The organism is Microcoleus sp. A003_D6 (genome assembly GCF_036702825.1).
Taxonomy (GTDB): Bacteria; Cyanobacteriota; Cyanobacteriia; order Cyanobacteriales; family Microcoleaceae; genus Microcoleus.
Genome location: NZ_JAUBWA010000005.1, coordinates 21458 through 33900, shown reverse-complemented (window position 1 = coordinate 33900; position 12443 = coordinate 21458). Strand labels below are relative to the sequence as shown.

11 protein-coding genes and 1 tRNA gene are annotated in these 12443 nt (G+C 44.0%); 4 read left to right on the top strand and 8 right to left on the bottom strand.

Annotated elements, in window-relative coordinates; genetic code table 11:
• Window positions 1-5: 5 nt before the first annotated feature.
• The gene (locus QUB70_RS02805; RefSeq protein WP_332978214.1) at window positions 6-335 is read left to right on the top strand and encodes a nucleoside triphosphate pyrophosphohydrolase; all 330 of its coding nucleotides are present in this window, start codon (window positions 6-8) and stop codon (window positions 333-335) included.
• A 157-nt stretch (window positions 336-492) separates the two neighbouring features.
• On the opposite strand, the gene QUB70_RS02800 is transcribed toward QUB70_RS02805, so the two are convergent.
• The 6 genes from QUB70_RS02800 to ndhL form a co-directional block, all read right to left on the bottom strand.
• Entirely contained in the window at window positions 493-2904 is a 2412-nt protein-coding gene (locus tag QUB70_RS02800; RefSeq protein ID WP_332978213.1) for a GAF domain-containing sensor histidine kinase, read from the bottom strand.
• Between the two features lie 144 nt (window positions 2905-3048).
• Window positions 3049-3390: a hypothetical protein gene (locus QUB70_RS02795; RefSeq protein ID WP_332978212.1), complete on the bottom strand. Its 342-nt coding sequence runs from the start codon at window positions 3388-3390 to the stop codon at window positions 3049-3051.
• Between the two features lie 684 nt (window positions 3391-4074).
• Window positions 4075-4668: a DUF6658 family protein gene (locus QUB70_RS02790; RefSeq protein WP_332978211.1), complete on the bottom strand. Its 594-nt coding sequence runs from the start codon at window positions 4666-4668 to the stop codon at window positions 4075-4077.
• 483 nt (window positions 4669-5151) lie between these two features.
• Window positions 5152-5949: a tryptophan synthase subunit alpha gene (trpA, locus tag QUB70_RS02785; RefSeq protein WP_332978210.1), complete on the bottom strand. Its 798-nt coding sequence runs from the start codon at window positions 5947-5949 to the stop codon at window positions 5152-5154.
• A 328-nt stretch (window positions 5950-6277) separates the two neighbouring features.
• Entirely contained in the window at window positions 6278-6583 is a 306-nt protein-coding gene (locus QUB70_RS02780) for a DUF3007 family protein (RefSeq protein WP_332978209.1), read from the bottom strand.
• A complete protein-coding gene (ndhL, locus tag QUB70_RS02775) occupies window positions 6584-6799 on the bottom strand; it encodes an NAD(P)H-quinone oxidoreductase subunit L (RefSeq protein ID WP_332978208.1) in 216 nt (71 codons plus the stop codon).
• Window positions 6800-6999: 200 nt separating this feature from the next.
• Here ndhL and QUB70_RS02770 point away from each other — a divergent pair.
• Window positions 7000-7084: transfer RNA gene (locus QUB70_RS02770), tRNA-Leu, on the top strand.
• A gap of 182 nt (window positions 7085-7266) precedes the next feature.
• Here QUB70_RS02770 and QUB70_RS02765 read toward each other — a convergent pair.
• Window positions 7267-9042, bottom strand: coding sequence for a sensor histidine kinase (locus tag QUB70_RS02765; protein ID WP_332978207.1), 1776 nt, complete (start codon window positions 9040-9042; stop codon window positions 7267-7269).
• 530 nt (window positions 9043-9572) lie between these two features.
• Here QUB70_RS02765 and QUB70_RS02760 point away from each other — a divergent pair.
• Both QUB70_RS02760 and QUB70_RS02755 read left to right on the top strand, forming a co-directional pair.
• Complete coding sequence (locus tag QUB70_RS02760) at window positions 9573-10493, top strand: SPL family radical SAM protein (RefSeq protein WP_332978206.1); 921 nt, start codon at window positions 9573-9575, stop codon at window positions 10491-10493.
• A complete protein-coding gene (locus QUB70_RS02755) occupies window positions 10486-11799 on the top strand; it encodes a photosystem II assembly protein (protein WP_332978205.1) in 1314 nt (437 codons plus the stop codon). The genes QUB70_RS02760 and QUB70_RS02755 overlap by 8 nt, the downstream gene beginning before the upstream one ends.
• A 169-nt stretch (window positions 11800-11968) precedes the next feature.
• Here QUB70_RS02755 and QUB70_RS02750 read toward each other — a convergent pair whose 3' ends face one another.
• Entirely contained in the window at window positions 11969-12232 is a 264-nt protein-coding gene (locus QUB70_RS02750; RefSeq protein WP_332978204.1) for an FmdB family zinc ribbon protein, read from the bottom strand.
• Window positions 12233-12443 lie beyond the last annotated feature (211 nt).

Sequence of the window (12443 nt, the reverse complement as noted above, 5' to 3'; positions counted from 1 at the left end):
TTGACGTGGAAAAGGAGTATCATAAGTTGGTGCGCGATCGCATTCCTGAAATTATTCGCCAAAGCGGGAATGAATGCGAGTTTGTAATATTGTCGGAAGCCGAATACCGTCAAGCTTTGCGGCATAAATTGATTGAAGAAGCGGGGGAAGCGGCGGAGGCCCACGAGGAAGAGTTGGTGGCGGAATTGGCTGATTTGTATGAGGTGATTGATGCGGTGATGGTCAGTTTTGGGATTTCGGGCGATCGACTTTTGGCGGAACAAGTGAAGCGGCGGGAAGCAAGAGGAGGTTTTGCACAAAAAATTCTGTTGTTGCGGACAATAAGTATAAAATAACTTGGGCAGCTTATATACAGCGTATTCCAGTTTGTGAAGTGTAGGGACACGGCACTGCCGTGTCCCTACTAACGATAGGCGAGTGTATTTCATAAATGTGGAATCTGCTGTATGTTATTACCCGATCGCCCACAAAACATTTAATTAAAATTAAAATTTATCCCTGCACAGGTAAAACGATCGCAAACTCAGTGCCAACTCCAGGCTCCGCAATCACCTCGATGGTTCCGCCATGTTTTTCAACCGCAATCTGACGGGCAATTGCCAACCCCAATCCTGTTCCTTTGCCGACACCTTTCGTGGTGAACAAATGGTCAAATATCTGCTGTTTTACTTCCTCTTTCATCCCTGTGCCGTTATCAGCAATTTTAATTTGAATGTACTTTTCGCCCATTACATCAGTGCAAATCGTGATGCGGTTGGGATTGGCGGAAATTTCGCTAAAACTGCGTCCTAGATTTGACTCTTCTAAGGCATCGATCGCATTCGCAAGCAGGTTCATGAAAACTTGATTCAATTGACCGGGAAAACATTCGATTTTAGGGAGATTGCCGTATTTAGTCCTCACTTCGATCGGCGGACGCTGTTCGTTTGCTTTGAGGCGGTGTTTCAAAATTAAAATAGCGCTATTAATGCCTTCGTGAATATTAAAAGGAACTTTGTAGTCTTTGTCGCCTCGGGAGAAGGTGCGCAAACTGGTGCTGATGCTGCAAATGCGATCGCACCCGACTTGCATGGAATCAATCATCTTCGGTAAATCTTCCAAGAGATAATCGAGGTCTATCTCTTCGGCATGGTCGGCAATTTCCGATTTCGGTGCATCGGAGCGATACAATTCTAAGTGTTCTATAACATCGGCCAAACTCCTTTTAACTTCGCTTAAATTGCCAGAAATAAACCCAATGGGATTGTTAATTTCGTGGGCAACTCCGGCAACTAAATTGCCCAAAGCAGACATTTTTTCGTTTTGCACGAGTTGCAGTTGCGCTTTCTGTAAATCTGTTAAAGTTTGTTCTAGCTGTTGATTTTGCTCTTGCAAAACTTCTGCTGCTTGCTTGCGCTCTGTGGCATCAACACCCAAACCAATAATCCCGATCGTCTCGCCCTGGGAATTTTTTAACTGCACTTTCGTGATTTCTAAATAGTGTTGTTTGCCGTCAACAAGCGTGAAAATTTCGGTGGAGTAATGCGGCAAATCTTGGGCAAGGCAGCCTGCATCGGAAACCAGACAGCCCGCGGCATTCTCCCCCAGTATATCTTTGTAATCCTCCACAGCTAGGAAAGCGCTCAGAGGCACGCCCACGTCTTCACAAAAGGTCTTGTTGAAAAACTGTACTTTACCTCTGGGATTAACCATCCAAATCCAAATCGGAGCGACATCAAGAATCGCTTGCAGCATTTGTTTCTGCTCGGCAAGCTGAGCTTCGGTTCTGCTGAATTTTTCTAGCGATCGCTCTAATTGTTGGTTGTAATCCTGATATTTCTTATACAGCAGAGCATTTTGCAAGCAGATGGCTGCCTGGGAACACAGGAGATTGAGAAGTTGCAGGCGATCGCGGGTAAAAACTTTTGCCGTTAACCGATTTTCCAGATACAAAATGCCGACTAAGTTACCTCGATCGAGAACCGGCCAACACAACACGCTCTGCGGTTCGTATTTGAGGATGTAATAGTCGGAATCCCAATCGCATTCTTGAGCGATGTCCCGCACAATCACAGGTTTCAACAAGTTTTTAACGCAGTCAACAATTTTGAGGGGCAGGATATCGCTGTTTTCATCGAGTGTTGCGGATGATAAGCCGATCGCTTTCTGGACGCCCGAATTGTCGATCGCGCTCGTAGCGGCGATTTCCCATTGATTGCCGTTTGGCTTTAGCAGCACTGCTTTGTCAGCTCCTGTATTGCTCATCGCCAGTTGCATCAGTTTGGCAATCAGTCGATCGATATCTCTTTCACTAGATAGCGCTTGACAAGCTTTTAGCAGACTTGAAAAACTTCCGAAATCTGACACACTCGCCGACACAGACCGATAAATGGATGGCAGAATGGATGGATGCACCGATTGATTTGGGTTGGCAGGTGTTGCGAAAGTTGCTAATTGATTTGCAGCGAGTTTTGCTGGCTGCAAAATCGGTTCCAACAATTGAGGATAGCGTTTTTCTAAGTCGTCAATTTTGGCTCGATCTCCCCAGCGGACATAGCAATCATAGGCATCTATCATGTAGACTCGCGCAATTTTTTCTCTTCCCAATGACAGGTAAAACTTAGCAGCGAGTTCGCACGCAAGAGCTTCTTCATTCAAATATTCGTTAGCTTTAGCTCCGGCAATAGCTCGATCGTACAGTTCCATTGCTTCTGCTGTCTGCCCCAAAACGCGGAGCCATTCTGCCTCCACCAGATCGAACTTGTGCTGGTGATCGATCGGGGTATCGTGCGCGAATTCTTTGAGTTTTTTCTGACTAGCCCCAACGCGCTTGAGGATTTGTTGGCGCTCCGCCGGTGTGACATCTGCATAGATTGCCAAATGTGCCAGCGCATCGTAAAAGTAGTGCATCATCGTTACTACCATCGAAACACAATTCCCCAGATAAGGTTTGCCTCCATTTCCCCTGTCGATCGGCTTCGGATTACGGCTCGAATATATCGCGAATCCGTCGCCTCTTTTTGCTCAATTTTATACGGCTCAATCTGGCAGCTAACAGTCAAGATAAATTTAAATATTGGGATGTTTCATATATTTGTAAATAACAGGACTCCGTTCGAGTTCGTCGAGAATGTCTGTTCGCTTGAGGACTATTTCGACCGATGTAATTAACGGCCGCTGATGCAACTTTATGGTATTTTGGCAGCACCGCGTCCCGGAAATCCTCCGCGACAAGGACGTACGTTTGAGCATTTTAGGGGCGGGTTGCCGGTCTTTCTCGCCCACGGCTCCATCGACAGCCGATCGAGAATCGGTGTACAATTGCGCGATCGAGCGATATCCAGGCATTACCGCAGTCAAATTTACTAGCTCTACTGTTGCTTCCGTATCGGCTGACTTCAACCCCGACATTAACTTAAAAAAAGCTAGTGTGTCTATATTAGGGCCTAAACAGCATAGTTTTCGATCTGTCGGTCGAAAATTTCAATTATTTATTAACGAACAACATTTTATACTTGGGCGATCGGGATTCGAGCCTGTTACTTAGGTATAAGTTTCTACGGTTAATATCAAAGGCGGTTAAATAAACGCGAAATACCGTAAGAACACGGCAGTATCGTGTCTGGAGAAATACAATGTGTAATTAATTGAATTTAATATAGCTCGATCCCCAAAATATCCGGTACCGATAAAAAATTTATTACCTTAAAAAGTCAAAATACAATCTATAGAAATTATAAATAATCCGTAGTGAAATAAGTAGCACTCCAGTCCCCCCCAAGAAAGGACAGGGCCGTTTCATTCTGCTGAAACCCGCCCTGCACTCTACTTTCGGGCTAATAGCCCTCCCAGGGGTTAAAATTGAATCAAATCCTAATATGCAGTCGTCTTCAGAGGAAATTTGCTAAATTCCGACAGGGATTAAAACCCCTGTCGGAATGTAGCTTCCAGAAAAGGAAACAGCGTTATTTGAGATTAGTCGATCGCGTCTGCCGCTCGTTGAGTTCTGTGAATATCTCGATTCACTTTCTAGCGAAGCTTGTCCGAGGCATCTTCAGCGTTCTATCTTGCATCTCGCGCTGCATCATTGATATTTTATTGGCCGCCGCTGGTATTGTATCTCAGAGACTCAGTACCCTCTGCTGCTCTTTCTTTTGCTCCCTCGGTGGCTTCTTTAACAATATCTTTCGCTCCCTTCAAGCCTTCGCGAGTGTTTTCTTTAAGATTAGCAAAACCTTTTTTGGTTTTGTCGCCAAAGTCATCAGCTTTGCGCTGAGCCGTGCGAGCATTCTCATTCAGCTTTTCGCCAACTTGGTCTAGTTTGTCTGTCGCATCGTCCGCTACCCGCCGCACGTTTTCGCCTACATTGTTGCTAGATTTGGTGTCGATGCGGTGCTGCGCTTGCTCTTTGAGAAGCTGAGCTTTTGCTTCTGCTGATGTCACCTTTTGGTTTCTGGGATCGACATCGCTGTAGTTGTTCATGCCGCCTTTGTATTCGGAAGTTACAGCCCCACTCGGCACTTCTTCTCTAATTTTGTCAGAAGTTCTTCCTGCCACTACATCAGTTTTTCCTGCCGTTACATCAGGGCGGCTGCACGCCGTACTCACTAATACTAAAATGCCAGCCAGAAACACTGTTAAAATTTGTACAGCTCGAATTTTTTTCAGAAATGCAGTTAGTCTGTTCATAAAAATGATCCTTTCTATTGTGAAATGCTCAAACGCCTGGTAGTTCTGTAGATGGCTAGCATTACAAAATTAGGCACTTAAACATTTTTTTAGTATAGGAATAGAAACAGCAGCTTTTCATCTATCTCAAGTTAGATTCCTCAAGTTATAGTAGAAGAAACTTCGGCAACGGATTCGGGTAAAAATCAGGAATCAGGAATCAGGAATCAGGAATGGACAATCCTCAATCTTCTACCAATTATTAAAAGTCGCAGCGCCCGGTGCCGGACACGGCAATGAGGTTTCCCTACATGGCTGTTTGGTTCTCTGCGCGCGCACTATGTTGAAATGTTTTGTGTTTTGGACTCAAAAAAAACCTTCCAGTCAGGAACCAGAAGGCAGTGAATGTACGATCTCAAGTACAACAAGGTCTTTAATCGCAATTGTCGCGACCCATCCCGATCGCACACATCTGTCTAATGGCTGAAAGTATCTGCACAGTTGCTACGGATTTTGAATTGCTGTTTTTAGACTCTTGCAGAATTCGCCGATCGCTTCTAAACCCTGTTCTGGAGTGCCTTGGGCCAAGCGTTTCACAAAAGCACTGCCAACAATCACAGCGTCTGCACCCCATTCTTTCACTTGGCGAGCGTGTTCGGGTTGCGATATACCAAACCCGACGCCGATGGGTTTGTCGGTGATGCTGCGGAGTTCTTGCAGCAACTCTTTTGCTCGCGTTTCTAAGCCTTCGCGCACTCCCGTAACCCCCGTCACGCTGACCAAGTAAATAAATCCTTGAGACTCCCGAGCGATCGCTTCTATGCGACTTTTGGGACTTGTGGGAGCAACTAATAATGTTAGTTCAATCCCTAATTTGTTGGCTGGTTGTATGAGACTGTCGGCTTCTTCTAAGGGCAAGTCCGGTACAACCAATCCCTGAACTCCGGCACTTTTGATTTGCTGCAAGAAGGTTTCTATACCTCGGTACAAAATCGGGTTGTAGTATGTGAAGAGAATGATGGGCGATCGCAAATTCGGACTAACTTTCGCTACCATTTCCAGCACCGCATCTAACCGCGTTCCCCGCTGCAAGGCCCTTGTAGCGGCGGCTTGAATCACCGGCCCGTCAGCTAGCGGGTCAGAATAGGGAACGCCAAGCTCGATCGCATCTGCACCGTTATCATCCAAAATTTGCAGTGCTTTAGCCGTTGTCTCCAAGTCTGGGTCGCCAGCAGTAATAAAAGGAATCAATGCACATTGGTTGCTTTTTCGCAACGTTTCAAAACAATTAGAAATAGTCATTAGTTATTAGTCATCAGTCATTGGTCATCAGTCATTAGTCATCAGTCATCAGTCATCAGTCATTAGTCATCAGTCATTAGTCATTAGTCATCAGTCATTAGTCATTAGTCATTAGTCATTGGTCATCAGTCATTAGTCATTGGTCATTATATAATGTCCGATCGATCGCAATCAAAATCGTTTGGGGTGCTCTTCCCGCGAGCGAGACGCTCGCACTCCTAAAAAACACTACAAAATCCGAATGATCCCGTCATTAGAAAGAGAGTTTCTTGCTAATGACTAATGACTAATGACTAACGACTAATGACTAACGACTGAGGACTAATGACTAACTATCTTTTTCCTGCTCAATTTCCGCTTGAAGTTTGGCTAATTCTTCAGGGGTGAGTTCATCCAGTTGCTTCTGCAAAACAGCTTCTTTGTAGTCTTGCAGTTGCTGGCTGTAGGTCATATTTTGAGTAAGTGCTCGAAATAAATAAGTCACCAGCCAGCCAATCAAGCCGGCGACCAAAAATAACTGACTCCAAATCCCTGCATTCATGCTGTCGAGTCCGGCGAATTGCAGCAGCAAGTAGACAAACCCACCTGCTGCAAAAAAGCCGAGACTGATTCCAATTACATCAATACGTCTCATTTAGGCTTCTATCTGCCGCCGTTTGGGGCGAAAATTTAAAAATGGAGCTAGGAGAAACATACCTGGGAAAAAGAAGAACATCAAGAAGTACATGAAGCCGCGCTCAAAAGAGGTGGCCACGTACCAGCGGCTGTTCAGGTAGGCGTAGGTAGCGGCAGGTACTACCAGGAGGTAGCTTCCGGCCAACACGGCGTAAAGCAGTAAGGTAATATACATAGATTTGGTTTAAGGGAAAAATAACAAGGGTCAGTGGGTTGACACGCTCCGCGATCGCTGGTTAACTATTGTACCGCTTGGGGAGTTCCAGCGCGACTTTTGGGAATTTTTTGATTAGGGGTTGCGTAAATTGGGGTTTTGGCTGTAGAATAAAAGGCTGTTGCTGTTAGTGGCTCAAACCCACAGCAATTTCAAAAAAGGGGGGCGTGGCGGAATGGTAGACGCTACGGACTTAAAATCCGTTGACCCGAAACGGTCGTGTGGGTTCAAGTCCCTCCGCCCCCATCCATTTCAATCATTTGTGAGTTAATAAGCTGTTGCGGCATTTAACTTTATTTTTATGGGCGAGGCTCAAAGCCCACCCCACAAGAGTTTTAATAAAGAAGATTCTTAAAATTAGATGCGCGCCAGCTTGTAGTAATTCTTGCAAGATTTGTGTGTGGGATGGGCTTCTAGCCCGTCCTATATTACGCAGCAACTGGCAAAGTAATCACAAATTCCGTGCCCTGTCCTATTTGAGAATTTACCTCAATTTTGCCGTGATGCTTGGCAAGGATTTGATAGGAAATAGCCAAGCCCAATCCAGTACCTTTGCCGATCGACTTTGTAGTAAAAAATGGGTCAAATATCTGTTGGGCACTTGCGGACGCAATTCCCGGCCCGTTATCCCGAATCTTCACGGTGACAGTATTGTCGCCTGTAATTTCCGTGCTAACCCAAATGGTTGGCGAATAGCCTTTATCTTCCTTTTTCACCTCCTCCAGCGCATCTATTGCATTGCTAATAATATTCATAAATACTTGATTCAGTTGCGCGGGATAGCACTCAAGCGCAGGCAACTTGCCGTATTGTTTAATAACTTGAATACCTTGTTTGAGTCGGTGATTGAGAATTACGAGGGTGCTATCAATTCCTTCGTGAATGTCGGCTGATTTCATTTTTCCGTCGTCCAATCGCGAAAAGTTGCGCATGGATACGACAATTTCGCGAATGCGATCGGCTCCCAGTTTTATCGAAGAGAGGGTTTTTGGCAAATCTTCTCTGAGAAATTCGAGTTCAATGTCTTCGATGCGCTCTAGAATTGCATCTGGTGGGTTTGGATAGGATTGTTGATAGAGAGTTACCAAACCTGTCAAATCTTCGATGTATTGGTTGGCATAGTCAATGTTGCCCCCGATGAAGTTGACGGGATTGTTGATTTCGTGGGCGATCCCTGCAACCATTTGACCGAGAGATGACATTTTTTCGGTCTGAATTAATTGGGATTGAGTTTGTTTGAGTTCTTGTGTATACTCGCTAACTCGCTGAATCAAGTGATTGAAAGAGACCGCTAAAACTCCGATTTCGTCGTCAGTTGTGACTGGTACTTGCAGGTTAAAATTCGATTCGCGAGTGACTTGCTGAGCGACATTAGTGACGGTTTCGAGGGGTTGGGCGATCGCGCGGCTGGTTTTGTCCGCCAGCGCGACGGCGATGAGTGCTGAAATTAGCATACTCCCGAGAATAATTCGGTTTCGCAAAGCTTCAGCTTCTTCTAATGCTTTGATTCCTTGCTGCTTGTGAATTTGTACTGTAGAAATTAGCTGGGTTAAACTCTGAGCAAGGTTATCTAGTACGATCGCCTCTTGGCCGCTGCTAGTCCTCAACATTTGTAGCTGTGCGGACTCGACGCTGTTGGGCGACAAATTCCAAACTTCCGCATCTTTTAACTGCAATTTAATTAGCTGACCGTAGTAATCAATGACGAGGGCAGATTTCTTCAGTCTAGCCTGCAATGCTGCCTCTTCTGTTGCTAGTCTATCGGGATTTTCTCGTGCGAAAGATGCAATTTCTGAAATCAAAATTTTCGCCTGATTGATTTGCCCGAAAAACCGATCCTGTTCGTATTGCAGCCACACGGCGTTTCCCAAAACGACTGGCAATCTCGCCGCGTGCGATCGGGCTTCAAATACGGTATTTTGCAAATTTTGCAGCATTTGCTGCTGCTGCCCAGCAACATTTACCTGAACTAAAGCTTGCTTGCGAAAGTAGTCTCCCAATCTCAGTCCCGCACCAGTTCCCAAAATCGCTATGCCGATAGCTAAAGCATAGCCATAGCTAATTTTTTGACCGATCCGCAAATGGTTAAATCCTCCCTTCAGCCAAGTTAAATTAATTGATGAATGCTGTAACAACTTTTTTTTAGCAGAGGTTTCTTGCTCTACCTTGCTATTTTGACACTGAGTGTTGGTAAATAATAACATTGGAAGTTCCTCCCAAACAAATCAGGAGTAATTGAGCGAATAAATGCAGAACCGACTTATGCTGAAGGCAGAAAGCAGTTTTGATGGTTGAATTTTTAATTTTGCAATTTTTAACTCAAAACTCACAGATCGCAACTCAACGCTTCCCCTAGTATCTCTGTTTTTAGACTAGAGTGTTTGTGATCTATATCAACAATTTATGTGATTATACGCAGAGTGACCAAATTTATGATAACTGCGATTAGTATTTTTAGTTAGTTGGCACAAGGCCCAACTACGGGTTCTCCCCGTTTTTCTTTTTCTGCCAGTTCTAGGTTTAATTCCAGCACTTTTGCTAAAATATCGTCGGTCTCAGTGAGTTTAAAGGGCTGACTTGTTGGTTATTCCAAAAACTTGTTGTAAATTTGAGTAATTCCCCACTGTTTCGCTGATATTTGTTGAGTCCGGTACAGTGAAGTAGTAAGATCGAAGCGCGATCGCCTTTCTCATTCCTCAACATTTTCCATTCTAATACTGTAGCAGGTTCAATCATGGTAAAGTATCACTATGAAGGATATTCCGCCGGAAAACACACCGTCTTACTCAGAGAAAACTTTGGAAGTTCCAAAGTGTATGCACAAAATGCACAGTCAGTGCTTAACAAAGCTACTGGATTTATCAATGCTTACGATTTCACGCTGAATCCTTATCGCGGCTGCCAGTACGGATGCAGTTATTGTTATGCTGCTGCTTTTAGCCCTAATTCACAGATGCGGCAAGATTGGGGAAATTGGGTAATCATCAAAGAAAATGCCACCGAAATTTTAAAGAAAGAGTTGCATAGTTGGTACAAGAAAAACCCCGATCGACCACCTAGCATTTACATGAGTAGTGTCACAGATCCGTATCAGCCAATTGAATCTAAACAGCTATTAACTAGGTACTTGTTACAAGTGATGGTTCCCTATCAACCGACGCTAGTTATCCAAACTCGAAGTCCTATGATAACTAGAGATGTCGATATTTTACAGCAATTTCAGCGGTTGCGAATTAACATGAGCATTCCCACGGGTAGCGAAAAAGTGAGGAAAGATTTTGAACCAAAATCGCCTAGTATTACTGCTAGACTCAAAGCTATGGCAAAACTGAGATATAGCTTTCCTTACCGAGACAATTGCGAATTCAGATTTTCTATAACTGTGACGCCACTCCTCCCTACCTTACCGGAAGATGAAGCTGATTTTATTAGCAAGCTGGCAGTTGTAGATCGGGTGGTGATTCAGGATTTTCATGCCAGCAACGGGCGATCGCTAATTGCGTCAACTCGCGAGGAAGCATTAGCTCTTAAACAAAAGTACGCTTGGTGGTACAATAGCGAACAACAGAGTTATAGCAACTTTAAAAACAAATTAATGGCGATGCTTCCGGGGGTTGAGATTATGGAAGGTAAAGAGGGGTTTGGCTATGAGTAATCCGCTAGCAAATTGGTGGCGTTCCCATAAGTTTAACGAAGCCGTTAAGAGTCAAAATAATCGACTTGCCAAACAACTCTTAAAACAAATACAAAATTCCGGGGCAAAACTCTCATGGCAGCAGAAGCTATATAAAGAGCGCCTACAGCTTGAGAAATTATTGCAGAAAACAAATGACCGCATCAAAGAAGGCGATCGGCATTTAGAAGAATTAGAACTGCAACTAAGCTTCGGGCAACTTGACGATTCGCTGGCGCGGATTGATGAATTAACCTTGTTTCCCGACACAAAGTTCATTGAATATATTTCAAACTCTTTCAAATTGATAGACTGCGATGAAAGTATGATTCAATGCACTGGTATTGATGAGAAAGTATTTAATAATTTTGAACAACATTTGGCTGGCTTTATCAAAAATGAGCTGAATAAGTTGAACCGGGAAAAAAACAATGTTGATGATTTACTTAAACAAGCTATTGACGATATACAGAAACTGAAAGAAGGACAAGATCCTCAATACAGTTTTGAGCTTAGTCCTCACATCTATTTAATGAGGTATTTCCTAGATAACGTTTATTGTACATATCTAGCTTGGTTCTTGATTTACAAGGCAGGGTTATTACCAACTACAGTCAATATCCTCGATATAGCGGCGGGGCCCGGTACTGTTGCTTACGGACTCGGTTTGTTGCTGCAAAGCAGTAGCGACTTTTTTTCAATGCCGCCAATGCACATATCCTACTACTCTCTGGAACAGCAAAAAGCTTTTCAATATCGCGGACTCCAGTTTTGGCGGCAATATATGGAACCCCAGGCGATCAATGCTTACTTTCGGTTTGACACTTCTAGTATCTTTGATAGCGCCCATCAATCTAAAAGGCTGCCCACAAAATTCTTTGACTTTATTGTGATTTCTCACTGTTTTTTTTACGATGATGAGAGAAGAGAAAAATCCCATCAAATTTATAAGGATATATTTATAAATACCCTGACAGATTCGGGTTACGTTTTGCTAATTATTCAAGAAAAGAAGTTGCTTAAAGCGTACAATGTTCGTCTAGTTAATGATTGCAAACAGGAGCTAAGTGTAGTAAAACAATTTGTTGAGGAGCTGGGCTTAAACTTGGTTTGGTATAAATATTTACGCTCAACCGGTAGCAGGACATCCCATCCTAACTTTGGAAATTTTGCTAGAGAAAATCTACCTTTACAGAAATTTATCAGTCCGCTTTTCCGCCAGCACTTTAAGTTACCTTATGACTTAACTTATGCAGTTGATGACTATGTGATATTGGCAAAGAAATAAGTACAAAATACTTTCTTTGCCCGCCAGGGACTTAAGTGCTTGTCTAATAGCAAAAGTCGGTTGAAAACCACTCAAATACAGGACTTATGCACGGCAAATACTAATTTTATAGTTCTATACAAGAGGACTTCAGCTTTGAGGCAGGGGTTGAAACCCCTGCCGGACTGCATCAGTGACCGATCATCCAAGGTCGTCCCCCTCGGTGTTCGCGATTCCGCTGCGGTTTAGGTTCCTCACAACGCTTAACTAGCTGCGGTTCCTGATTTTCTTGACCTTTCAACCGCAGCTTTCCAGTTAGAATCATCGGCGGAGAAAAGATGCGTTTAGCAACAGTTTCGCAACTCGGGCAAAGCACAGGTGTATCTGCTTCGGCAAGAGGGCGCCACTTATCAAAAATGCCGCAAGTTTCACACCTAAAATCGTAAAGAGGCATAGCAATTTTTGATTGTACAGTTGGATGCAATGAGTAAACGGCGGGCCACACATTGTGTCAATTTAAGAATGAAACTCTATGTATATCTCGCTTGTATGAGAGTCTCGATCCCCCTAAATCCCCCTTAAAAAGGGGGATTTCAAGAAGGATCTTGTCCCCCCCTTTTTAAGGGGGGTTAGGGGGGATCGGAAGGATTATCAACTCAGCCAGC